Raw genomic sequence first — 22,536 nt, 5'->3', positions numbered from 1 at the left:
TCCTTTATCCCAATTCACATTGTTCTAGTATAGCGGAAAAACTAGTTCCTTGCACAATGAAAAAAGCAGCATCCGCATGGACACTGCTTCCTTCTAGACTAATTGACTAATTTTGCGTAGACTACCAATCGTTCCTCGCGTGTTCCCCACTCACGGTTGTAGGTTCCGGAGCAAGTGATCAGCACGAGTTCAGGAGAAGACGTATACCCAAATACTTCTGAGACATCTGCTAGGGCAAGGGGTATGGACTCTAGCTTATAAATCTCAAATGTAAGAGTCTCGTTCTCTCCTACCACTTCGATGGTGTCACCGGCCTGTACTTTTGCAAGGTCCCAGAAGATAGCTGGACCATCCAGACCATCAACGTGACCCGCAATAACAGCACGGCCATTTTGTCCCGGCTTATAGCCAGGTTTAAACCAACTGACTTCATTAATTTCATCAGGTACGGCCATCTCGCCTTCTTCAGTCACTCCAAGATGCTGGACGGGTGCTTCCACATCAATGGAGGGAATGCGAAGAGTTAATGGGACAGTTCCTTTTTGAAGTACAGCATTTATTGGGTTTTCAGTAGGTTGAGTAGCCGCCTTGACGACAGGCTCCACACGTTCTTTAGGAACATCCACTTCAAATCCCACATTCTCTGTTTTCACTGCTACCTCATCTACAGGCGCGCAGCCTGCAAAGAGGAGCAGTGAGAGAAGGAAGACACTAGTTTTGAAAACGACGACGGAACGCAAACGCTCCACCCATTACTAGTACCAGTCCACCAGCAACTAATAGGTACATCATTGTGTTTTGTTCAGGAGTACCTAGACCAGTTGATGGCATTTCACCAGGTGCACCAGCACCTTGGTAATCCACTAGAGCAAGAACTTCTAATGAATCTGCAGTATTGATCGCAAATACACTGTATACTGTGTTGGCAGCAAGCTCAGTTCCTTCTAGAGGAAGAACTTGAGTACCATCCGGTGTACGAATTTCAAGGTCATATGTCCCAGCATCTAATTCCATGTAATCTGTGATTCCAGGGAATGTAGCGCCAGAGAATACTGCATCTCCACCGATTAATCCAACATCAACTGTTGGCGCATCTGGTGATAAGTGACCTACGCGAATTTTTGTTTTGCCTTCTGTTACTTCCATTGAATCTTCAGCTACAACAAACTCAATTGACTCTAAAAGGTTAGCAGCTGCTACTGTATAAGCTTTACCAGCTTCAACAGTTAGATCTGCTTGTAGAACCGCTTCGCCTTCCATGTACTCGCTACCAGCAGCGAATACTTCGACATTGTGAGTACCAGCAGGAACATCTAGATACCCAGAGTCCGCTTTAAATGGCACATCTTCTAATGTCAATTCACCGTTTACATAAACATCAACAGCTGGAGCATCCGGGGATGCGTGAACCACTCGTACTTTTGCGCCTGCATGATCATCGGCTAAGGCTGTTGCTCCTAGTGAGAATACCATGGACAAAACGACAGCAAGTGTTACCAAGATTTTCTTCATCTTCTTCTCTCCTCTGCTTGTTTAATGTTTGTACATCCTTTGTATAATTTAGTTATAACCTATGGACAAAGATTATACAAGCGATAACAAGGAGAAATAGACTGAATCTATCGAAAATGAGTTAATTCGACTATTTATTTATGTAAATAATCATTTTTTTATTATTCAATAATACAACTTCTACAAACTATTGACAACTTTTCTTTGTCAAAGCTTCTTTTGAACCAGCAAACCTAGGCGCTAAAAAGTTCTATGAAAGAGTAGGATTTGTAGAAGTGGATGGTCTATTGATCAGCGATGAGCAAGTGGCCCGCTACATATTCTAAAAAATAAGACCTGTCTCAGTCGAGACAGGTATATTCTTATGCTTTTCGTTTTGTAAAATCAATGTCTGGGTAGTACGCATCTTTGACAAGCAAGTTTGGTCCGAGACATGATACCGCTGGACAATGACAGTTCATCGACTTTGCAGTAGTGGTATCTAACCAGCTCTCGTAAATCTCAGGAAGGGACGTTTCCAGTAGATTCCCGACCTTGGCAGCTTCTCCAAAGTCCGTCACTGCCACTTCACCTGTGAAGATATTGATGTTCAGACGCGAGCGCCCGTCCGGATCATTTCGCATAGTGACATTTTTCTGCCCTCTCAATTTCTGAAGCAGTTGCAGATCCTCGCTAGCATCACTACATGCATAGAACGGAAGTGTCCCAAACAACATCCATACATCCGGGTCACGGACCTCCAGAAGTCGAGAGATAGCTTGACGTGTCTCTTCTAAAGTGAGCACGTCTAAGTTCGAGGCAAAGCTGACCGGGTACATCGGATGGACTTCATGACGGCTGCACTTCATCTCTTCCACGACTTGGCGATGGATTTCTTCTATATAAGGTAGCGTCCGTTTGTTTAACATCGTCTCGGCAGAAATGAATACACCCATTTCAGCTAGACGCCGACTGTTTTCAATCATCACATCGTATTGTTTTCGGCGAACAGCAATTGGTGGAGGTGTCGGCATATTGGCAAACCCACCTTCAATGAAGTCTTCAGGAGTTCCCCAGTTGTGAGAGATATGTAAGACATCTAAAAATGGAGCAATTGCCTCATAGCGCTCGAAAGGCATCGTCAAATTGGAATTGATCTGCGTCTTCACGCCACGTGATTTCGCATATTTTAGCAGTGGTAAGATCACATTCTCTAATGACTTCTTCGAGAACAAAGGCTCTCCACCTGTCAGACTCAATGTACGCAGATGAGGAATTTCATCTAAACGCGCTAAAATGCGCTCCATTGCAATCGGTTCCGGATCTTTCAGAGCTAAAATATCGCCGACAGCACAATGCTCGCAGCGCATATTGCATAAATAAGTGGTCGTGAGTTCGACACTAGAAAGCGTCAAACGGCCGTGCTTGTGAATATCTAAATACGCTTCCCAGTCATCCTGGGTCGGCGTTTGGCGTTGCGGTTGAATAGTTACCATGAGTTGTAAAGCCTTCTCTCTGTTGAATTTCCATGCTCTATTGTACACGTTCATGGCAAAAGAAAAAAGAGCAGCCGCAGCTACTCTTTAAGAGGACATCAACATGCCGCCATTTACATGGATGCATTGCCCTGTCATATAAGCTCCGTCTTCAGAAGCTAGCAGGACATAAGCTCCAACTAAATCACGAGGCTGTCCTGGACGACCAAGTGGCGTGTCAACTCCAAACTCCTCTACATGTTCTTTATCAAATGTCGATGGAATCAGTGGAGTCCAAATCGGTCCGGGAGCCACCATGTTCACACGAATTCCTTTTTTAGCTACGTTTTGAGCGAGACTTCGAGTGAAGCCGACAATGGCTCCTTTTGTTGAGGCATAATCAATCAGTTCTTCATTGCCCATATAAGTAGTAACGGAAGTAGTATTGATAATGGCACTCCCCTGCCCTAAATGTGGCATAGCTAACTTAGACAGGTAGAATATTGGATAAATGTTTGTCTTGTATGTCAAATCCCATTGCTCAGATGTAATATCTTCAATAGATGTTTGAGGGAATTGTTTGGCTGCATTGTTTACCAGAATATCGAGTCCACCAAACGCTTCGACCGTTTGATCAATCAACTTTCCACAAAAGTCTTCACTTGTAATATTCCCTTTAACAAGCTTGACTTTTCCACCTCGGTCTTCAATGAGTCGTTTTGTCTCTTTTGCGTCTTCGTCTTCATCTAAATAATTGATGACGACAGAGGCGCCTTCCGCAGCGAATGCAATAGCAACCGCTTTTCCGATTCCGCTGTCTCCACCTGTAATCAAAGCGACTTTATCTTTTAATTTGTCCGCACCTTTATATTCTGTCGGATGCACCGGTGCAGGTTCCATCTTGGATTCTACTCCAGGTTGGTGTTTTTGTGTCTGAGGTGGCTGACCATCTTGTTGACGTTCATGAATATTCATTGAATTTCCTCCTCACATTTTTCATCGTTATTTGTTTTCCCTCCATTTCTTAATTAAAACGTTTAATAGTAGAGAAAATGGGCATAAGAAAATAAAGAGCGAGGAGGCATCATTATGCTGATAACATCAGTCAACGGCATTCAACTAGCATTTTCTGAGAAAGGCACCGGACCTGCAGTCCTGCTTTTACACGGGCTCACGGGGAACCGACATATGTTTGACGAGGAGACCCGCGTATTGCAGAAGTATTTGCGTGTGATTACACCCGACTTCCGCGGTCACGGAGATTCAGAGCGTCCCGAAACGTATACTCTTGAGGACTTAATTGACGATATGGTTGCGTTAGTAGAAGAATTGGGACTTCCTTCATTACATATCATTGGCGTATCTATGGGAAGCTATGTGGCGCAAGGGGTGGCCATTCGTTTAGGAGAGCGCGTGAAGCGTTTGGTCTTGGTAGCCACAAAATCTACAGGCAAGACATCAGCCATGCAGGCCTTATTTGAAGAACATAAAGAGGAGTTAGAAGGATTAACTCACAATGCGAAGATTTTGAAAGCTTCTAAATACATGTATCATGACTTGCAAGCTGTAGGTCAATGGAGTAAAGAAGCTGCAAAAAAAGCAGAGCCGATGACTGCCGAACAAATTGAAGCAGCCAATCAGGCTCTGACGGGATTCGATTTCACTGGGGAGTTGTCTAAAATCACCGCTAAGACACTTGTCATTAGCGGCGATCACGATCAATTAAACCCACCAGAGAAGGCAAGAGAAACAGCACGCCTCATCCCACACGCAACCTTTGCTGAGTTTAATCAGTCGGGTCATGCACCGAATGTAGAACAACGACTTCTCTATCTTGATTTTGTTCTTGAGTTTTTAGGTGTTGAACGGACCCTTTAAAATACAGAGAGGTCCCATCGCTCCGATAGCTTTTTCAACAACTGGATTCCCTTTACACTATTTCCTCTAGAGTCGAGGGGTGGCGATAAAATTCCGATTCCCATGCGGTCACTGACTACTGCTAAGATACTTCCGGAAACTCCACTCTTCGCAGGGAAACCCACTTTAATCGTAAAGCGTGACGAAGCGTCGTACATGCCACTTAGCAGCATGTAGGCATTCGCTGTTTTCACATTGGAGTCTTGCAAGATTCGTTCCCCTGAAAAAGGATCGACACCTTTGTTTGCAAGTAGGGCTCCCATCCTCGCAATGTCTTCAACCGTGATGGCAATCGAACACATCTGGAAATACAAGTCTAACGAATCCTCCGTATCGTGGATAGATCCCGAAGCCTGAAGGAAATACGCAATCGCTTTGTTACGAAGAGCTGTAGATTTTTCAGAATCGAATACTTCCACGTCGACATAGATGCCGTCGTCACCTGTCAAAGTCCGTGTAAACTCTAACATGTTTTGAAGAGCTTCCGGACCATCTTTTTCTGCAATCATTGAACTGAGGACAATAGCTCCTGAGTTGATCATCGGATTGTGGACGTTCCCTTCCGTGGTGCTCTGAATCCCCATGATGGTATTAAAGGGATCTCCTGTAGGATCTAAAGTAATCCGCTCAAATACAGCTTCCTCTCCAAAGTTTTCAAGTGCATATAAAAAGATGACGACTTTTGAAATACTTTGCATCGTGAATTTGACATCGACGTCTCCAGTAGAGATCGAACGCCCCTGTGTATCCATGATACTAACTGCAAATAAATCCGGATCTACTCGTTCAAGTGCTGGTATATAAGAAGCCACTTTGCCGTTCTGCTCACAGTTCTTTTCGCAGTCTATGAAAAGTTCCTCTAATTGTTTTTCATATTCTTTAAGCGACATGTCATTCCCTCATTTCCTAAAAGTTTCTGGTATTTGTTTACCCGAATCCCTTCAGGTTAATCGGTTAAAAACGACAGCCCGTTTACTTTGAGGGCCTCTTCAAGGATGCGAAGTACTTTTGGTCCTATTCCGTGGTAAGCTTGTACTTCTTTAAACGATTTTGTTGCTAGCTCTTCTAACGTGAAAATGCCATGATGATGTAACGCTCGCACTGCAGGTTTACTAACTCCTGGAGGAAGTGGCGTGCTTGTATGATTATCTTTCATCGCTCTCACACTCCTTAAAGTTTTTCTTGCACTCCTGGTCAAAAGGGGTATAATAATCTTTGTCAGTAAAATTTAGATCCTGTAGCTCAGTCGGGAGAGCGCCACCTTGACAGGGTGGAGGTCGCTGGTTCGAACCCAGTCGGGATCATTGGGTGCCAAACCCTTGTGGAAGCTGTCGGAACACGGCTTTCACACGAAAGAGTCCTAGTAGACCGTATGTCTAGGGGCTCTTTTTTTATGTCTTAAATCAGCAGCAGGATGACGGTGTAGGCAACTACGCCACCTAAAAACGCAGGAAAGCTGCTCTCTCGTTCCTCAGGTAGTTCTTCTTTCATCACATTCAATATAATTCCTCCTGCGAGCAAAGCAACCAAATAGGAAACAATGAAGGGATGCAGCTCTGTCAGAACTCCCGTAATCCATCCGATAAAAATAGAGGCTGTTAGTAGCCATCTTCCGTATTTGGCATAATCACGATCATGTTGTTCATCCAGACTGATGTCATTGGTTATAAAATGGACACCTAAGGCGATAAAGAATGCCCAAGGTCCAAGAGAGTCTGTGAACTCTTCACGAACTAAAAGATATCCAATACTAAAATTATATAAAGCGAATGTGCCGATATGAACCCAAAAGACACCTGCATGATGCGAAATCGATGACTGATGTTCACGATGTTTATGAGATTTCTTCACGAACTGCTCTAGACCATAAAAAAGTACGAGACCTATCAATGCAATCAGATAGATATGGTGTTCCAAATAAGAAAGGACCCCTTCTCCTTCAAGCTCTCGTTGAAAGTCCCCGAGTTCTGGTAACAAGTGGAGAAACACATAAGCAACAGAGATTCCACCTGCAATGGATAGAAATTGGCTACGGGGATTCCTACGCAAACTATGTACATGACGAGAAAATAAGTGAATCGCCATAAATCCCACCACAAAAAGAAAGCTGAGTTCCGTGCTCATTGTATCGCCCCTTCCATAGACCATACTCTCACGTTACCCAGCTCTTGTTGAATTAAACAGACCTACTTATAATTGAAATCGTTCTTTCAACCACTAAATAATTTCCCGTTCTTTGCGGAGGACCGGTTGACATGCTAGAACACGATCAATCAGGAATGTCCGCTTTGCACGTTTCCCTGTGTCCCATACCCAGATTTTTTCGCCGTGCATCTTCAAAACTTTGATTCGACGTTTTGTGAGTTTCCCTGACTGATCCATATACACGACTTCTAAAAGATAATTGAGTTTCATGGCTTTAGTGAGCTGTTCTTTCATCAATACCGACCTCCTTTTATGTTCTCATTATATCGAACACACGTTCTTTTTACAACTAAAAAGAACCAGCCTCATAAAGGCTGGATTCTCTCTCTAATTTCTTATAACAGCCACTCAATGAAGAGGCCAATTGTTAAAAGCACCCCAACGAATGTATTCGTCAAAGCTGTCGATTTCATCGCTGGTCCCATCATTTGAGGCATCGTCTTGCCAAGACGGAAACTTTTGATAGCCGTGATGGATTTCGGCACAGCAAGCAACACTAAAAGTGCCCATGGTGTCACGATTTGCAAGACGACCAGACCGACAATCCATGCGTAAGAAATGACGAATGCCACAGCAAGTCCCGTGATGGCTTTCTCGCGCCCAAGTAAGATAGGCAGCGTCTTGCGTCCACCAATAGTATCTTCTTTTATATCTCGAATGTTGTTTGACATGTTGATAGCACCGACTAAAATCCCAAAAGGAATCGACAACAACAGTGCCCAAGTCGTCACTTCAAGCGTTTGAAGATAGTACGCGATCAAGATGAACCCGATACCCATGAATACGCCAGCGAACACTTCACCAAACGGCGTGTAGGCGATTGGAAGTGGGCCTCCCGTATACAGATAACCTACTGCCATCCCCACGACACCTATAGCAATCAACCAGTAACTTGTAGAAGCTGCGATATAAAGTCCAATAAAGCCGGCTAACAGATAAAGGATCAAAGCCACAGCGAGTACCATACCCGGCTTCAGACCGTGACGAACGATACCACCACCGATTCCCACTGAATCCGCGGTATCTAGTCCTTTTTTAAAATCATAGTACTCATTAAATAAATTCGTTGCGATCTGTAGACACAGACCTGCTGCCATCATGGCAATGAAAAGTCCCCAGTGAATCGAGGTATCAAACAATGCCATTACAGTTCCCAAGACGACAGGCACGAATGTCGCTGTCAGCGTATGAGGACGCGTCATCTGCCACATCAATTTGCCTCGGGAAATCGGCAGGGTAGAATCAATTGCTTTCATGGTGAAAACCCCTTCTTATCTAAACTACATAGCACTTTATTATAGCATCATTCATACAAAAGTTTGTAGATAGCCGCTGCCTTCTCTGCTACGTAGCCGCTTCCGTTATTGTCACCTACATCTTCAATCATCATGGCCATAATCATCTCTTCTGTATCCACTGGATAGCTGACGAAGAAGCCGTTCTCTTGTCCCTCCGCATCAATTGTCGCTTTCAGTTCAGCGGTCCCTGTCTTACCGGCAAGAGGAATATTTGGAATGTTGGCTGCTTGTGCAAAACCGTCCACTACCATACTGCGCATCCCTTCTTGCAAGATGGCTGCATTCTGCTCGCTTACGAGCCCCTCTTTCCATACGACCTGGTCGTCTTCTTCAAGTAGAAGAGTCGGTTGCCACATCGTTCCGTTTGTCAGGAAAGGCTGATAGGAACTGGCTAAATGTAAAATATTTGCGAGCATCTGTCCTTGACCGAACGACGTATCAGCGAGTTGTCCTTCTGAGCCTATACCGCCATCATTCGAGACTTGTGAAGCCTGCAGGTTTAAAAAGAACGGAATGTCTTCACCAAAGCCAAAGGACTCTAGCCCTTCTACGAACGTCTCTCTGCCCATCTTCAATGCTTGTTGCGCATAGTAGATGTTATCGGAATAGACAAGTGATTTTTCTAAATCGATCGGATTCGGCGCTTCTGGATGCAAACGCGTAACACGGTAGTCGCCCCAAGAATCGTCCTTTTGCCAAGTAGCCCCTTCAATTACAATTCCCTCAGTTGGATCAAGCGTCCCTGCTTCCATTCCAATCGCTGCTGTGATCGGCTTTAACGTCGATCCTGGTGCGTAGGAAGCTGCAAAACGGTTGAGTAACGGGTTGAGTGGATCGTTGGCAAGCTCATCATACTGTGCTTGTGTCATCCCGAGCATAAATGCAGATGGGTCAAAGCTTGGCGAACTGAGAAGCGTCAACACTTCTCCCGTCTTTGGATCTACGACTGCGGCTGCTCCCGGCTCCCCGTCCATTGATGCAAACGTGATTCTTTGGAGCTCGGCGTCAATCGTCAGGTCAATGCGTTCTCCTGCCACAGGCTCTTTCTCAGCAAGCATGACATTTTCCAAGCCTTCTTCTGCCTTATCAATGAACACACGCTTGCCATCTTGTCCTCGGAGTCGCTCTTCCAAGAAGCTCTCAAGTCCTTGACGGCCTATTTGGTCAAACTCGGTATAGCCTTCGTCTTCACGCTCAGCCAACTGCTCCGCTGTTATCGGTCCGATGTAACCGACCAGATGCGCTGCCGCTTCTCCGTACGGATATTCTCGCATAGCCGTCTCTTGAAGGAGGACTCCCGGAATCTCAAGGAGCGCAGCTCTGACATCATCAGTCTGTGCGATCTTATCGATCGGTACGAATTGGTCGTCTTTTACCCAGCTCTGGGCAAGTTGCTTATCGATATACTCAACAGTCGTTCCCAACAGCTCGGCAAGCCTTGGCTTCTGAGCGTCATCCGTAAACTTCCCAGGAACGATTCCTACTTCAAACCCGGTCCCGTTAATAGCGAGTGCATTGCCGTTGCGGTCGTAAATTTCTCCACGTGCAAATGGTAGTGTCGAGACGCGCACTTCATCACCTTCTGCTAAGTCTGGCAAGATAAATCCAGTATCCCAATCGGCCATCCACGTTAGTTCCTCGTCTGTCTCGACAGATTGCCATGTCATCTCTTTCTCCCACTCGACTGGACCAGCGACCGTCTCTACTTTTATCTGAACAGGAAATGTAGCGGGTTCAGCCGCTTCCCATTGCGCGTCTTCCGGAGCTTTTGTAAACGTGACTTCCCGCTCTGTCACACCCAATGCCTCATCGAGGGCCACTTGGCGTTCCACAAACGCAGCCTCATCCACTTGTTCCTTCGTCTCGTCGGATACAAACTCGTTATAGAGTGTTTCATAATCTCCTTCATTCCATGCGGCCACGTAGGCTTCTTGTCGCTCCTGTGGTGTTACCTCATCGTTACATCCTGCTAGAACCAATAGTGGCACAGCTAGGACTCCCCATCCCCATTTCTTCATGTCGTCCACCCCTATCTTTCGTTTAGCGTACCATATTTTTTCCAAAGACGCCCTCAGTTGATATTCGGTTTATATACGCGGTTTACACTATGGGAGAAACTACAAAAGGAAGTGACAACTTGTGAAAAAAGCGATTCACCGTATAACGGATTTTGTGACCACTAAAAAAGGTATGTGGATCACATTGACCATCTGGGTGCTGCTCGCCGTATTATTGAGTGCCGGCCCCAAAGCGGCAGATTATCGGAGCGCAAATTTTCAATCGCTCCCAGACGATGCCCCAAGCATCCAAGCTGAAAAAGAATTGAAAGCAGCGTTTCCGGATGCACAAGCAACTCCGGGAATTCTAGTATTCTCTGGTGATGCGCCACTTGAGACGACTGAAATTTTACTGTCTTAGAAGATATTAAGGAAGCAGACATCGACGCTATCAAGCCGATGATGGACCTTGCCGCACTCCCTCCTCAAGCTTTAGAAGGCTTCTATTCAGAAGACCAAAAGACGTTCATCTTCCCTCTGGAACTCGAATCAGGTATCGGCAGTGACCGCTACAAAGAGATTACTGATGAACTGCTCACTATCGGCGAACAGCGAGGAGAAGAATTTGGAACGTTTGATTTTTATGTAACGGGTCCCGTAGGAATTGCAGGCGATACGTTGAAATTGTTTGAAGAAGCGGACTTTGTCTTGTTGCTTGCCACAATTGGAATTATTTTAGTATTGTTGATCGTCATTTACCGTTCGCCACTTCTAGCGATCATCCCGCTTCTTGCTACAGCTCTTGTCTACCAAGTGACAAACCAGCTGATTGGGTTACTCGGAGCAGGAGGTTTAGAAATCAACAATGCGACCACTTCTATCATGAGCATTTTGCTGTTTGCAGCTGTAACAGATTATTCTCTATTCGTATTTTCGCGTTTCAAAGAAGAGCTGTATGTATATGAAGACAAATTTACAGCGATGAAGGTTGCCATGCGGTCAACAGCCACTCCCGTCGTATTTGCAGGAGCTACTGTACTTGCTGCCATGCTCGTGTTGTTCTTTGCAGACTTCCGAGATTATCAAAACTTCGCACCGGTTTTCAGCACTGCGTTCGTTGTGATCATTCTAGCGTCCATCACTCTTGTACCTGCACTGTTCACGCTGTTCGGACGCAAAGCATTTTGGCCACGGTCACCAAAATATGGTCAGCAACCCGAACGTTCTGCGGGACTATGGGGACGTATGGCGAAAATCGTGACGAAGAAACCTCTTGTGTCTGGTGGACTCGTCCTAATCGTTCTGATCCTTGCTTCATTGAACCTGTTCAATCTCAAATTCGAATTCGATATGGTAAAGTCGTTTCCTGAGAACCTACCGTCTAGAGTGGGATATGAAATTGTAGAAGCCAACTACGATAAAGGTCAACTAGCTCCGATGACCGTGCTTTTGAAATCGGATGACCCGTTGGATGACTCAACAAAAGAAGCCTTCTTACAGACAGTCGAAGACGCAAATGGTATTGCCTCTATTCGAGAAGTGGAAACAACTGACGATGCAACCGCGACTCGCTACTCTGTAGCACTCGACTTGAACCCGTATTCCACAGAAGCTATGGACGTAGTAGATGACTTGCGTCAGACGACAGAGTCTCTAGACGACGCGACAGAAGTCTACTGGTCCGGGATCACACCAAAACTCGTGGATGAACAGCAGGTCAACAACCGTGATATCTTAATCGTTATCGTCTTGGAGACGTTACTCATCACAGCTCTGCTCCTTGTCATGACGCGTTCGTGGAAAATGGCTCTCAATATGATGGCCACATTATTACTTTCCTTTACCGCAGCGCTTGGAATTGGTATATTCGCAGTGGACTGGCTTTTTGGTTATGAAGCCATCAGTACACGTGTCCCACTCTATGCTTTCATCTTCCTAGTAGCACTAGGAATTGACTATACGATTATTTTGGTCTCTCGCTACATGGAAGAAAGAGACCACCATTCTGTGAAAGAGGCCCTACAGAGATCCATCACGGTCACAGGAGGCGTCATTTCTTCTGCAGGAGTCATCTTGGCCGCTACGTTTGCTGCACTGATGACCATGCCGATTGCTGACTTGTTCGTATTTGGATTCATCGTGGCAATCGGAATCTTGATTGATACGTTCATCGTTCGAGGGATCTTGATTCCAGCCCTTATTCTAGTATTCGAAAAAGACACGCCGAAGAAGGCGTAAAAAGGAGGTTTGCTATGCGTATTCTTGTCGTTGATGACGATGTGCATATCCGTCAATTAATTGCTCTACAACTTCAACAAGGTGGTTACGAAGCATTACTCGCACAAGATGCGCAGCAAGCTCTCACTTTGCTTGAGACAGAAGACGTGGCAGCTGCCATTGTCGATGTGATGATGCCAGGGATGGACGGCTATGAGCTGACCCAGACCTTGACCGACGATTTGGATATTCCAGTAATCTTGGTCACTGCGAAAGGACAACTCGCAGACAAAGCCAAGGGATTTGAGTCCGGCTCGGAAGACTATTTAGTAAAACCGTTCGAACCGCAGGAACTGCTATTTCGCTTGCAGGCGATATTGAGACGTTATGGAAAAGCAACGCGTCATCATCTCTCTGTCGGCAATATGCAACTAGACCGCTCTTCTTACGATGTCGTCATTGGAGACGAAACGTTGATCATCCCTCTTAAAGAGTTTGAACTGCTGGCACTCCTTGGCGCGACTCCTGGACAGACCATTTCTCGTATTCGGATGCTCGAAGAAGTGTGGGGAGAAGACGACGAAAAACATGAGTTGTCTCTCAACACTCACATGAACCGGCTGCGAGACCGTTTGAAAAAGCACGGCGCGACCGTTGAAATCCAAACCATTCGAGGCGTAGGTTACCGCTTGGAGGTGCTCCGGTGAAAAGTTTGTACCGACAATTTGTACAGACCAGTGGCTGGTTTTTAATTTTGAGCGTGATTATCGGCCTGATGATCACAAATGTCTTTTATCTCGCGTTCACAAAGCAACAGACGATCGAGCAAAACTTGACGCGAGCTCAAGAAGTGACGTCTATTTTAGAAACGATGCACGGCGATGCAGAAGCGCTAACTCCGTTTCTCGATTCTGTGGCGAATCTCGGTTATCAGATTGTGTTAACGGACTCAGAAGGCTCACTTCAATCATTCGGAAAACCGTTTGAAGAAATCGCCTTATCCCAAGAAGCACAGCGCGTTGTGTCGGACGGTACCACCTATACAGGTGAAGACGGAGCACTCAGCTTCTTTATGACGAGTCACTTTGCGAACCGTATCACCAACACTGTCGGGGTTCCTTTTGAAGTAGACGGCGAGGCTTATGGACTTTTCTTACGACCAGACCTAAGCCTGTTGTCTTCAGATATCCATACATTGCTTCTCGCGTTCCTACTATCTATTGCTCTTGTAAACTTGCTCGGGATGCTGTGGATGGCCAAACAATTGACGAAACCGATTGGCCTGCTCCGCCAAGCCACTCAAGAAGTAGCCAACGACAATTACAGCCATTCGTTAGGCATTGAACGACAAGATGAGATAGGAGAGCTTGCAGACAGTTTCAACAAGATGATAGAACGACTTCGAGAGAATGATGCCGCTCGGAAAACGTTCATCACAAATGTCTCTCACGACTTACAATCTCCACTTGTCAACATCCGGGGCTACGCGGAACTGATTGAGAACGAAGCGGATGTGGATGCTCCTTCTCATCAACACGCAAAAGTCATCCAGCAAGAAGCCACTCGACTTTCCGGCCTCGCGAAGCAGTTGCTTCTTTTAAGTACCTTGGATCAGCCAACGTATCAGTTGACCCAAGGCCTAGTTGAAGTGGACAAACAATTGAAACAGATTGTTTCTAGTTATCGCTATCGTTTTGAAGAGAAACAATTGGAAGTGACGTTGAAGCTAGAACCGGTGACAATTCAAGCCGATGCCGAGCTTTTAGAAGTTGTCTGGGACAATTTGCTGTCAAACGCCACGAAATATACACAAGAAGGCGGCCGTATAGCCGTTATAATGAAAGCGGACGCTTCGGTTGTGACGATTCGTGTTGAAGATTCTGGAGAAGGCATTGCTGAGCAGGACCTTCCCCATGTCACGGAACGCTTTTACCGAGCAGACCTGTCTCGTCATACCGAAGGAACGGGCCTTGGACTAGCTATTGTGAGTGAAATTGTCACGTTGCACAAAGGCACACTACAAATAGAAAGTACTTTAGAACAAGGGACATGCGTCGAAGTGACGCTGCCCATTTTATAGGAGGAATTGAACTCATGGAAAAGAAATGGAGTATTCGGCTCATTCAAGTAGCCGCGATTTTTGGATTTATTGGAACGTATTTAGGGTCACATATGGCGGGTGCTATGGATTATGCACTACGTCCGATTCACGCGCATATCTTGCTAGTCGGCTGGTTGTCTGTGTTTGCTTGGGGGATCTTCTATCAGATCTTTGAAATCAAATACAAAAAGTTAGTAGCTGTTCATGGGGTTACAGCCATTATCGGAGCCATCGGATTGACGGTCGGCATGTGGATGTACAATCTGAATCCGTTCAACTTGAATGATACGTTTATCTTGGTGTTCTTTATTGTCGGTGGAACGATTTTATTGATTGCGTTCTTCTTGTTTGCGGTCATCACATTCTTTACCGTGCCAGCCAAAGATAGAAAGTAAGGAACTTTTTTCCTCTCCAATCGTATAAAGCAGGTAGAGGAGCTGATCACTATGGAATGGCAGACTTGGCTACTTATCTCGGTTATTGGGTTCACGTTTTATTTGTACGCAGAAGTTCGTGACCTTCGGATGCGCTTGCGTCGACTGGAGAAGACGAATCATCCTTCTCCACAAGAATTCAGTCCGGAATTGGATCAAGAGCTAGCTGCATTAGTAAGACAAGGGAAAAAAGTACAAGCCGTCAAGCGCGTTCGAGAAGAACACGGCTGGACGCTACTTGAAGCCAAACAGGCAGTAGACCGATATGAAGAATAAAAGGCGCGGAGCAGTTTTGCTCCACGCCTTTTTTTATTCTTATTGCACCAATTCAATCTCAGCGGCAACAGGAATGCCCTTTAAAGCCTGTGTCGCCAATCGATTGGCTTCATTGTTCTTGTGCCTTGGAATCTGATGATATTCCGGTTGCAGTTTTATCTTATCGATTTTTTGATCGACCCGTCTTCCCCATGACGCGAGCGTCGGGTCCATGATCTCCCAGTCTTCAATCATATGTTGCAGCACGACTTGTGAATCGCCTCGAATCTCGACAGGTACACCTTTCGCTCCTAGAAATTCAAGTTCTTGTAAAGCCAGGTGCAGCGCCGCAAACTCGGCTTCATTGTTTGAAGTAAACCCTTCTACAAAGGCATTTTGACGTAGCCGATAAGATTTGCCGTTCTGCTCATAATAAATGACGCAACCAAGCCCAGCTTCTGCGGTCTCGCGCTTATAGCCACCGTCAAAATAGACACGAATGTTGTGCGGTTCTACTTCAACTTCCTTCAAGTAACGCTTAGCTTCTTTCACTGTCCAGAACGTACCGCGGGCGTCAATGATGTCTACTTGTTTGACGCGACCCGTACGCTCCATGTCTTCAATAAACAGTAAAGCTCGTTCAAGTGGCATCTCCCCTGATTCAAAACGTGTTTCTTGGTTTCTAGGTGTTTTATAAAGCCAGCGAATCGAAACGTTCATAGTGAAGACCCCCCATGGCTAGGATTAGTTCGAGTGGTGCCCGTCTAACTCTTTATACGCATTCATGTATTTGCCGCTATCGGCTACTTCTGCGTGATACAGAGCTTTTAATGCATGCGCTTTTCCTAAATCATGTTCTTTCATCAGCTCTTTTAGCTTCTTTTGCAAGTCGCGGTCTGATTTTACGAGCTGACTCATCTGTGCTTGTAAGTATTTCATCTATTCTCTCTCCTCTCTTGCATCTTTCTCTGCTTCTCGTTTCACCCGTTGTATGAACTCTTCGACAACCGGTCCTCCGTTCTCCTGCTTCTTTCCAAGCTTTAACATCGTTTTGCCAACTAAATTGATGCCGACGTTGGATCCCAAGTAGCGGAAGCGCGTTGTGTTTTCGGAGAGCTTTTGAAGATCAAATGTTAACGTGGTCTCGAACAGATTGGCCAAGACGAACTGAATGGCTTTGACTTTCTCATCTGGTTCATCTTTAAACTCAGTGATGGTCACTAAATAACTTTCTGTTCGAGTGCCTTCTCGGTACGTCTGTTTATAAGAAGAACCCGTGAGCGGCTCATTCTGAACGATCCATTCGTTGGATTCCACTTTCGGCATGATGCGCTGCGGGTGCGCTTCATCAAATAAACCCCACACCGTCTCAATCGGTGCGTCGATTTCAATTTCTTTTTCCCACTTCATTGTGGATACCTCGCTTTAACCTGTGTCACCGTCCGGCGAATCATGTTCCGAAGAACCAATTCGTCGATATCGGCTAATTTGTTGATATAGACACAGCTCTTCCCGGACTTGTGCTTCCCTAGACGTGCTAATAATACTTCACGTTCCGAATCACCTGGGTCTAAATACAAGGAATGTGCTGCTTTGCGCGGCGAAAATCCTGTAAGGGCGGCATCTCCTTCATGACCGGAATCGTATTTGTAGTGGTACGAACCGTAGCCAATAATGCTCGGTCCCCACAAAACAGGCTCTAAACCTGTTTCTTCATGAAAAATATCGAGTAAGCGGTATGCATCTTCTTTTTTAGCTGGTTTATCGATTGCTTCAATGAATTCAATGACGCTCTGATCCGTCGGCTTGGTTTTTAACTCGTAGGCCATATCCATCATCCTTTCTACTACTATTTCGCAAAGCGAATGGTTCACGTATACTTAGATGTAACGAATTGAACTAGTTGAGGTGACCATCATGAAGCATCCACTCTATTTAGTACTCGGCGGCGTCTTTGCGCTCTTCATAGCGATGAGCATCGGCCGCTTTGCCTATACACCCATTTTACCATTTATGCAGCTAGAAAAGGGATTTTCTACAGTTTTTGCCGGCACACTTGCATCGGCCAACTATGCCGGTTATTTAGTAGGCGCTTTGGCTGGGAGCATCTTCCCAATCGGCCGTTACAGATCGAAATTGTTATACGCCAGTCTTGCGACTAGTATTACGCTGACCTTCGCCATGGGCCTCGTGGACTCACACGTGTTGTGGATCGTCTTCCGCTTCATTTCAGGTGTGACGAGCGCTTTTGTATTCGTCTTGACGAGTAGCATCATTCTGGACCGTCTGGCTTCTATTGGACGCATCGGATTATCCGGCGTGATGTATGCAGGCGTTGGTCTCGGCATCTTTGTCTCGGGACTTGTCGTTCAGCCTTTAATCACACGCTACACAAGTGATGGAGCTTGGATTGGTCTAGGAGTCATCGCACTGCTTCTAGCGCTATACGTCATTACGGTCGTTAAAGAACCAAAAACTGAAAGTACTCAAGCAGCTCCTGTTGCCACTGCAAAGAAACGGTTCGAGCCTTGGCTCGTCTGGCTTCTCATCGCTTATGGTCTTGAGGGCCTTGGTTACATCATTACAGGTACGTTCATCGTAGCTATCGCGGAAACTTCTGACGTCTTTATGGGTAGCGGGACACAGGTCTGGGCAATCGTTGGACTTGCCGCGGTCCCTTCAACGATGATTTGGGCATTTGTCGGTAGTCGCTTCGGATGGATGAAGTCGTTTACAGCTTTACTTGTTATCCAAGCTATAGGAGTTGCGCTTCCCGCTTTCTCAGAAAGTCCAACGAGCTTCTACGCAAGTGCTGTACTTTTCGGTGCAACGTTTATGGGTGTGACGGTGCTGGTCGCCTCTTACGCTCGTGAAAAATTCCCACATGCAAGCGCGCGTATTTTATCTGTACTCACTGTAACCTATGCGCTCGGCCAAATGATCGGTCCTATCATCGCTTCTTGGCTCGCTTCTCAGACCGGATCGTTCGGTTCTGCTCTGATTGGAGCTTCTGTTGTGATTGCACTCGGCGCCATCTGTACCCTCCCGATTTTATGGATTGAAAAGAACAAGACTGTTTCTTGATTTTTCATTAGGACAGTAATTTGAATGATTGATACACTATTTTGTTTGATTAGGTCTCTATCGGATTTCATTCGACATCCGTAATTTCATCATGACATTTCATAGACAAACTAAAAGGTAGGTCCTAGCGAACCTATCTTTTTCTTCGTCAATCGAAAAACATTTCATTAGTCTCTTGTAAATTTCGGTTTCCGGAGTATAATTCAGGTAACGAATGATGGATGGAGAACATGTATGTTAAAAATGGACCGCCCCTATAATGAACGAATCAGTATCTATAATGGTATGGCATCTACTATGGCCATGAATATTACCAACACCTTTTTCCCGCTCTTTATGATCACCATCTTGGGAGCAACCAACTACCAAGTTGGGCTACTTAGCTCTCTGCCGCCTCTCATCGCTTTACTTATGACGATCCCGGCAGCTATTTTACTCAATAAAAGCGTCACTCATAAACGAATCGTCGGTACAGCCATCATCACCGCTCGGCTGTTTTTTCTTGCCATCGTCTTTGTGGTCTACCTACCTCCGGAATGGCGAGCGTGGGCTTTCCTAGTCATCATCGGTATGATGCATGTGCCGACAGCCTTGGCGACAATCGGTTGGCAGACGTTGATCAGTGGCTTGGTTGATGAAAACCGTAGAGCGCAATTTTTCAGTGACCGCAACCGGATGCTGACCATTGTCGGTTTGTTCACGACTTTATTTGTTGGAATCGTACTTCGTGATGCGACGGAAAGTGTGATGTCGTACCAAGTCTTGTTCGCCGTCGCACTGTGCTTCGGTTTGCTCGAAGGGTTTTTGATCATGCGTCATAAAGAAAACGATCCAGTCGTCTCGGAAACCAAACCGAAACTAATGGACTGGTCGATTTTCAAAGACCGCGGCTACCGCTGGTTCTTAGTCGCTGCCCTGTTCTTCAACTTCACCTGGCAGATGGCGTGGGGTTTGTTCAACATCTATCACGTGCGCATTGCAGAAGCGACCATCTTTTGGTTCAGTATGTTCTCTGCAGGAAACATGTTGATGCAGTTCTTTACTTATCCGTTGTGGAAAAAATGGTCGGAGAAGTATTCCAATACACTCGTATTCATTGTCCTAGCAATCGGAATGGCATCTGCTCCGTTCTTCACTGTGCTAACGACAAACTTCTTCCTGCTGTTCTTAGTGCAGACGACCTCAGGTTTCTTCCTGTCCGGAGTCATCTTGGTGCTATTCAATATGCTCCTTGAGCACAGTCCTACTGAAAAGCGGACGTACTGCATCACAACTTACAATGTATTACTGTCCTTGATGGCGTTCATCGCACCACAGATCGGAATCATCTTCTTGGAACTGTTCGGCATTGTCGAAGCGATGCATATCAACGCAGCTCTACGTTTGTCTAGCAGTCTAGTATTCTTCGCGATGTTTTGGTTCTATTCGCGACATAAAAAGCGACCGGAAGCGGCTGCGGCATAATAAAAAGAGGCTTTCCGCAAAGGAAGCCTCTTTCTTTCATCTATACAAAAATCATCCATGCCACCATAGTGACTACAATCGTCGTAAGTCCCATCAGTAACGTCGACATCGTCATCGCTTTATAGGCATCTGTTACTTTCATTCCACTGAACTCCGTTACAACCCAGAAGAAACTGTCGTTTACGTGGCTCACCGTCATAGCACCGGCACCAATTGCCATAACTACTAAAGCAAGAGCCACGCCACCAGTAATTCCAAGCTCCACTACTAATGGTGCCACTAAAGTCGATGTAATAACCAGAGCTGTCGTTGAGGAACCTTGTGCAGTTTTGAGCGCCGCTGCAATTAAGAACGGCACAATCAAGAACAACGCCCCCGTTCCAAACGCGGAAAGATCCATGGCTTGCAGTTGGTCTGCTACACCTGTATTTCGAATCACTGTCCCAAATGCACCACCGGCACCTGTAATCAACAAGATCGGTGCTGCTTCTTTCAATCCTTCGCCAACCCATCCGGTCAATGTCTTCTCATCGTAAGCAGGTAGTAGCGGTAACGCCGCGAATACACCTAAGAACAAAGCTACTGTCGGCGAACCAAGGAATTGGAAGAAGGACGTAACGCCACCTTCTCCGCCAAGAGCCGTCGCAATCGACCCCATAGCAATTAAAGCAATCGGCACTACAAGGGGTAAGAACGATTTGAAAGCCGATGGCATCTTGCCAAATGAAGCAATGATTTCGTCGTAGTCAAGCGCTTCTGCATCTTCTTCTACATGAATCTTCGAACCGACTTTCACTGCCCAGATATACCCGACCAGAACTGCTGGAATCGCAATGATCAGACCGACCAGAATGATAGTTCCTAAGTAGTCAGATGCACCGATGTTTCCAGCGGCCGCAATCGGTCCTGGTGTCGGTGGTACTAGTGTGTGTGTTGCAAACAATCCAGTCGCAAGCGCAACGGCCATAGAAGCTACAGCTACTTGTGCTCGCTTAGCTAGCGCCTTTTTTAAACTCGATAAGATGACGTACCCAGAATCACAAAATACTGGAATCGAAACAATGTACCCAATCACAGACATCGCGAGCTGCGGACGTTTTTCTCCGATGACACGAAGCACGACTTCTGCCATTCGGTACGCTGCTCCAGATTTCTCTAGAATGACACCAATGATAGTTCCGGCCACGATTACCAGACCGATACTCGTCATCAAGCCACCAAATCCTTCATTCACAAAACGAACGACGTCTACAAGCGGTAGACCCGCTGCGATTCCAACAAAAAATGCTGCGACGATCAATGAAATAAACGGATGTACTTTTAATACAGCTGTCGCAAAGACAATCAACACGACCCCTAGCAAAATAATCGCAAATAACATACAAACTCCCCCTTAAATTTAAAATGATTTCCCCAAACGTTCAGCAGCTGCTAGTAAAGCAGGTACCGGCTGTGATAATGCTTCTTCTAGGTGACAAGAAGGTGACACGATACTTTCGATCAGATCAAAATGCGGCGCCAATAGAACACGGTCCTCTTCTCGTACCATTCCCGACAGTAAAGCTACAGGCACCCCTGCCTTCTTTGCGCGAAACGCAATTCCAAGCGGGGCTTTTCCAGACAACGTTTGCACATCCGATTTCCCTTCGCCCGTAACGACCCAACTTGCTCCGTCTAACTTCGAATCAAAATCGATCTCATCTAAGATGATTTCAATTCCAGGACGCAAAGTAGATGGCAGGAATGCAAGAAACGCTGTTCCAAGTCCTCCAGCTGCACCAGCACCGGGCAACTCGTGCACGGACTTCCCTGTAGTTTCTTCCACGACCTGTGCATAGCGTGCGAGAATACTTTCCAGTACATCGTGATGGCGTCTATCGACTCCTTTTTGAGGGCCGAAAATCGCTGTGGCACCGCGTTCTCCTAGGAGTGGATTGTCCACATCACAAGCAATGTCGAAGCGGCATTTCGGAAGTCGGGAATCAAGTCCTGCCAGATCAATCGTTGCGAGTTCTTGATAAGAAGGCAAATCCGTCTCCAAAACCTTGCCTGACCCATCTAAAAATCGTGCCCCAAGTGCGCGCATGGCACCAATGCCTCCGTCATTTGTAGCACTTCCTCCAATCGCTAAGATGAAGTGCCGACATCCTGCATCGAGTGCATGACGAATAAGTTCTCCTGTCCCGTAAGTACTAGCACGAAAAGGATTACGCTCCGACTTCGTAACGCGCATGATCCCTGACGCTTCCGCCATCTCAATCACGGCCGTCTTGCCATCGCCTAAGATACCGAACCGTGCATCAACCGGCCTTCCCAGTGGATCTTCTACGACTACTTGTTGCATCTGACCCTCCGTTAGCTCCACGAGAACCTCAAGCGTCCCTTCCCCTCCATCTGCGATTGGAATCAGTGTATACTGCGCACGTGGGAACACTCTCAAGAGTCCGTCTTTCATCGTTTGTGCCGCTTCTTTAGCTGTCAATGTTCCTTTGAATGAATCTGGACTGATGATAATGTGCATAGGCTCCCCCTCAAGTAAACGCTTACAAATTAGTGTAGTGTGTATTTTCTGATAGTGCATTATACTAAATGTACAAA

Annotated in this window: 25 protein-coding genes and 1 tRNA gene; 10 read left to right on the top strand and 16 right to left on the bottom strand. The window is 46.0% G+C overall.

Annotated elements, in window-relative coordinates; genetic code table 11:
* Positions 1-98: 98 nt before the first annotated feature.
* The 4 genes from CF394_RS10160 to CF394_RS10145 form a co-directional block, all read right to left on the bottom strand.
* Complete coding sequence (locus CF394_RS10160) at positions 99-653, bottom strand: class F sortase (RefSeq protein WP_243370797.1); 555 nt, start codon at positions 651-653, stop codon at positions 99-101.
* A gap of 58 nt (positions 654-711) precedes the next feature.
* Positions 712-1,512 (bottom strand): DUF4397 domain-containing protein, encoded by an 801-nt coding sequence (locus CF394_RS10155; RefSeq protein ID WP_094943424.1) that lies wholly within the window; start codon positions 1,510-1,512, stop codon positions 712-714.
* 362 nt (positions 1,513-1,874) lie between these two features.
* Complete coding sequence (gene yfkAB, locus CF394_RS10150; RefSeq protein WP_094943422.1) at positions 1,875-2,987, bottom strand: radical SAM/CxCxxxxC motif protein YfkAB; 1,113 nt, start codon at positions 2,985-2,987, stop codon at positions 1,875-1,877.
* Positions 2,988-3,074: 87 nt separating this feature from the next.
* Positions 3,075-3,941: an SDR family oxidoreductase gene (locus CF394_RS10145; protein WP_094943421.1), complete on the bottom strand. Its 867-nt coding sequence runs from the start codon at positions 3,939-3,941 to the stop codon at positions 3,075-3,077.
* Between the two features lie 114 nt (positions 3,942-4,055).
* On the opposite strand from CF394_RS10145, the gene CF394_RS10140 reads away from it, so the two are divergent.
* Positions 4,056-4,844 (top strand): alpha/beta fold hydrolase, encoded by a 789-nt coding sequence (locus CF394_RS10140; protein WP_094943419.1) that lies wholly within the window; start codon positions 4,056-4,058, stop codon positions 4,842-4,844.
* Here CF394_RS10140 and glsA read toward each other — a convergent pair.
* Complete coding sequence (gene glsA / locus CF394_RS10135; protein ID WP_094943418.1) at positions 4,841-5,773, bottom strand: glutaminase A; 933 nt, start codon at positions 5,771-5,773, stop codon at positions 4,841-4,843. The genes CF394_RS10140 and glsA overlap by 4 nt on opposite strands.
* A 56-nt stretch (positions 5,774-5,829) precedes the next feature.
* Positions 5,830-6,039, bottom strand: a complete 210-nt coding sequence (locus CF394_RS10130) for a helix-hairpin-helix domain-containing protein (RefSeq protein WP_094943416.1) — start codon at positions 6,037-6,039, stop codon at positions 5,830-5,832.
* A gap of 75 nt (positions 6,040-6,114) precedes the next feature.
* Here CF394_RS10130 and CF394_RS10125 point away from each other — a divergent pair.
* A tRNA-Val gene (locus tag CF394_RS10125) sits at positions 6,115-6,187 on the top strand.
* 94 nt (positions 6,188-6,281) lie between these two features.
* Here the strand turns inward: CF394_RS10125 and CF394_RS10120 are convergent.
* The 4 genes from CF394_RS10120 to CF394_RS10105 all read right to left on the bottom strand — a co-directional run bounded on the left by CF394_RS10120 (position 6,282) and on the right by CF394_RS10105 (position 10,404).
* Positions 6,282-7,007 (bottom strand): ZIP family transporter, encoded by a 726-nt coding sequence (locus CF394_RS10120; protein WP_094943415.1) that lies wholly within the window; start codon positions 7,005-7,007, stop codon positions 6,282-6,284.
* Positions 7,008-7,100: 93 nt separating this feature from the next.
* A complete protein-coding gene (locus CF394_RS10115; RefSeq protein WP_094943413.1) occupies positions 7,101-7,322 on the bottom strand; it encodes a hypothetical protein in 222 nt (73 codons plus the stop codon).
* A gap of 101 nt (positions 7,323-7,423) precedes the next feature.
* Entirely contained in the window at positions 7,424-8,335 is a 912-nt protein-coding gene (locus tag CF394_RS10110) for a 1,4-dihydroxy-2-naphthoate polyprenyltransferase (RefSeq protein ID WP_439332870.1), read from the bottom strand.
* Between the two features lie 56 nt (positions 8,336-8,391).
* Positions 8,392-10,404, bottom strand: a complete 2,013-nt coding sequence (locus CF394_RS10105) for a penicillin-binding transpeptidase domain-containing protein (RefSeq protein WP_094943411.1) — start codon at positions 10,402-10,404, stop codon at positions 8,392-8,394.
* Between the two features lie 121 nt (positions 10,405-10,525).
* On the opposite strand from CF394_RS10105, the gene CF394_RS16220 reads away from it, so the two are divergent.
* The 6 genes from CF394_RS16220 to CF394_RS10080 are packed head-to-tail and all read left to right on the top strand — an operon-like array spanning position 10,526 to position 15,411.
* Positions 10,526-10,804 carry a hypothetical protein gene (locus CF394_RS16220; RefSeq protein WP_341476736.1) on the top strand — a complete coding sequence of 93 codons (279 nt, stop codon included), beginning with the start codon at positions 10,526-10,528 and terminating at the stop codon, positions 10,802-10,804.
* A 38-nt stretch (positions 10,805-10,842) separates the two neighbouring features.
* Positions 10,843-12,621, top strand: a complete 1,779-nt coding sequence (locus CF394_RS10100; protein ID WP_341476735.1) for an MMPL family transporter — start codon at positions 10,843-10,845, stop codon at positions 12,619-12,621.
* Positions 12,622-12,635: 14 nt separating this feature from the next.
* The gene (locus tag CF394_RS10095) at positions 12,636-13,307 is read left to right on the top strand and encodes a response regulator transcription factor (protein WP_094943410.1); all 672 of its coding nucleotides are present in this window, start codon (positions 12,636-12,638) and stop codon (positions 13,305-13,307) included.
* Complete coding sequence (locus CF394_RS10090; protein ID WP_094943408.1) at positions 13,304-14,680, top strand: sensor histidine kinase; 1,377 nt, start codon at positions 13,304-13,306, stop codon at positions 14,678-14,680. Before CF394_RS10095 ends, CF394_RS10090 begins: the two co-directional genes overlap by 4 nt.
* Before the next feature lie 14 nt (positions 14,681-14,694).
* Positions 14,695-15,096 (top strand): hypothetical protein, encoded by a 402-nt coding sequence (locus CF394_RS10085; protein ID WP_094943407.1) that lies wholly within the window; start codon positions 14,695-14,697, stop codon positions 15,094-15,096.
* Positions 15,097-15,147: 51 nt separating this feature from the next.
* Positions 15,148-15,411 carry a hypothetical protein gene (locus CF394_RS10080; RefSeq protein WP_094943405.1) on the top strand — a complete coding sequence of 88 codons (264 nt, stop codon included), beginning with the start codon at positions 15,148-15,150 and terminating at the stop codon, positions 15,409-15,411.
* Positions 15,412-15,450: 39 nt separating this feature from the next.
* Here CF394_RS10080 and CF394_RS10075 read toward each other — a convergent pair whose 3' ends face one another.
* The 4 genes from CF394_RS10075 to CF394_RS10060 are packed head-to-tail and all read right to left on the bottom strand — an operon-like array spanning position 15,451 to position 17,219.
* The gene (locus CF394_RS10075) at positions 15,451-16,110 is read right to left on the bottom strand and encodes an RNase H family protein (protein WP_094943404.1); all 660 of its coding nucleotides are present in this window, start codon (positions 16,108-16,110) and stop codon (positions 15,451-15,453) included.
* A gap of 24 nt (positions 16,111-16,134) precedes the next feature.
* A complete protein-coding gene (locus CF394_RS10070) occupies positions 16,135-16,329 on the bottom strand; it encodes a hypothetical protein (protein WP_094943402.1) in 195 nt (64 codons plus the stop codon).
* A complete protein-coding gene (locus CF394_RS10065; protein WP_094943401.1) occupies positions 16,330-16,800 on the bottom strand; it encodes an SRPBCC family protein in 471 nt (156 codons plus the stop codon).
* Entirely contained in the window at positions 16,797-17,219 is a 423-nt protein-coding gene (locus tag CF394_RS10060) for a DUF1801 domain-containing protein (RefSeq protein ID WP_094943399.1), read from the bottom strand. The genes CF394_RS10065 and CF394_RS10060 overlap by 4 nt, the downstream gene beginning before the upstream one ends.
* Before the next feature lie 88 nt (positions 17,220-17,307).
* Between CF394_RS10060 and CF394_RS10055 the strand changes: the two genes are divergently transcribed.
* Positions 17,308-18,474 (top strand): YbfB/YjiJ family MFS transporter, encoded by a 1,167-nt coding sequence (locus CF394_RS10055; protein WP_243370794.1) that lies wholly within the window; start codon positions 17,308-17,310, stop codon positions 18,472-18,474.
* A 234-nt stretch (positions 18,475-18,708) separates the two neighbouring features.
* Entirely contained in the window at positions 18,709-19,938 is a 1,230-nt protein-coding gene (locus tag CF394_RS10050; RefSeq protein WP_243370791.1) for an MFS transporter, read from the top strand.
* Between the two features lie 40 nt (positions 19,939-19,978).
* Here the strand turns inward: CF394_RS10050 and CF394_RS10045 are convergent, their stop codons facing one another.
* Both CF394_RS10045 and CF394_RS10040 read right to left on the bottom strand, forming a co-directional pair.
* Positions 19,979-21,319 carry a GntP family permease gene (locus tag CF394_RS10045; RefSeq protein ID WP_094943398.1) on the bottom strand — a complete coding sequence of 447 codons (1,341 nt, stop codon included), beginning with the start codon at positions 21,317-21,319 and terminating at the stop codon, positions 19,979-19,981.
* Positions 21,320-21,337: 18 nt separating this feature from the next.
* Positions 21,338-22,459, bottom strand: coding sequence for a glycerate kinase (locus tag CF394_RS10040; RefSeq protein WP_165767531.1), 1,122 nt, complete (start codon positions 22,457-22,459; stop codon positions 21,338-21,340).
* Between the last annotated feature and the right edge of the window lie 77 nt (positions 22,460-22,536).

Source organism: Tetzosporium hominis (assembly GCF_002265435.1).
Classification (GTDB): Bacteria; Bacillota; Bacilli; order Bacillales_A; family Planococcaceae; genus Chryseomicrobium; species Chryseomicrobium hominis.
The sequence above is the reverse complement of the archived record's forward strand: the minus strand, read 5'-3'. Positions and strand labels throughout refer to the sequence as shown.

Excerpts from the sequence above, each read along its gene's own strand:
- CF394_RS10155 (WP_094943424.1), bottom strand. The coding sequence starts at position 1,512 with ATGAAGAAAATCTTGGTAACACTTGCTGTCGTTTTGTCCATGGTATTC.
- yfkAB (WP_094943422.1), bottom strand. The coding sequence starts at position 2,987 with ATGGTAACTATTCAACCGCAACGCCAAACGCCGACCCAGGATGACTGG.
- CF394_RS10145 (WP_094943421.1), bottom strand. The coding sequence starts at position 3,941 with ATGAATATTCATGAACGTCAACAAGATGGTCAGCCACCTCAGACACAA.
- CF394_RS10140 (WP_094943419.1), top strand. The coding sequence starts at position 4,056 with ATGCTGATAACATCAGTCAACGGCATTCAACTAGCATTTTCTGAGAAA.
- glsA (WP_094943418.1), bottom strand. The coding sequence starts at position 5,773 with ATGTCGCTTAAAGAATATGAAAAACAATTAGAGGAACTTTTCATAGAC.
- CF394_RS10130 (WP_094943416.1), bottom strand. The coding sequence starts at position 6,039 with ATGAAAGATAATCATACAAGCACGCCACTTCCTCCAGGAGTTAGTAAA.
- CF394_RS10120 (WP_094943415.1), bottom strand. The coding sequence starts at position 7,007 with ATGAGCACGGAACTCAGCTTTCTTTTTGTGGTGGGATTTATGGCGATT.
- CF394_RS10115 (WP_094943413.1), bottom strand. The coding sequence starts at position 7,322 with ATGAAAGAACAGCTCACTAAAGCCATGAAACTCAATTATCTTTTAGAA.
- CF394_RS10105 (WP_094943411.1), bottom strand. The coding sequence starts at position 10,404 with ATGAAGAAATGGGGATGGGGAGTCCTAGCTGTGCCACTATTGGTTCTA.
- CF394_RS10100 (WP_341476735.1), top strand. The coding sequence starts at position 10,843 with ATGATGGACCTTGCCGCACTCCCTCCTCAAGCTTTAGAAGGCTTCTAT.
- CF394_RS10095 (WP_094943410.1), top strand. The coding sequence starts at position 12,636 with ATGCGTATTCTTGTCGTTGATGACGATGTGCATATCCGTCAATTAATT.
- CF394_RS10085 (WP_094943407.1), top strand. The coding sequence starts at position 14,695 with ATGGAAAAGAAATGGAGTATTCGGCTCATTCAAGTAGCCGCGATTTTT.
- CF394_RS10080 (WP_094943405.1), top strand. The coding sequence starts at position 15,148 with ATGGAATGGCAGACTTGGCTACTTATCTCGGTTATTGGGTTCACGTTT.
- CF394_RS10075 (WP_094943404.1), bottom strand. The coding sequence starts at position 16,110 with ATGAACGTTTCGATTCGCTGGCTTTATAAAACACCTAGAAACCAAGAA.
- CF394_RS10070 (WP_094943402.1), bottom strand. The coding sequence starts at position 16,329 with ATGAAATACTTACAAGCACAGATGAGTCAGCTCGTAAAATCAGACCGC.
- CF394_RS10065 (WP_094943401.1), bottom strand. The coding sequence starts at position 16,800 with ATGAAGTGGGAAAAAGAAATTGAAATCGACGCACCGATTGAGACGGTG.
- CF394_RS10060 (WP_094943399.1), bottom strand. The coding sequence starts at position 17,219 with ATGGCCTACGAGTTAAAAACCAAGCCGACGGATCAGAGCGTCATTGAA.
- CF394_RS10055 (WP_243370794.1), top strand. The coding sequence starts at position 17,308 with ATGAAGCATCCACTCTATTTAGTACTCGGCGGCGTCTTTGCGCTCTTC.
- CF394_RS10050 (WP_243370791.1), top strand. The coding sequence starts at position 18,709 with ATGTTAAAAATGGACCGCCCCTATAATGAACGAATCAGTATCTATAAT.
- CF394_RS10045 (WP_094943398.1), bottom strand. The coding sequence starts at position 21,319 with ATGTTATTTGCGATTATTTTGCTAGGGGTCGTGTTGATTGTCTTTGCG.
- CF394_RS10040 (WP_165767531.1), bottom strand. The coding sequence starts at position 22,459 with ATGCACATTATCATCAGTCCAGATTCATTCAAAGGAACATTGACAGCT.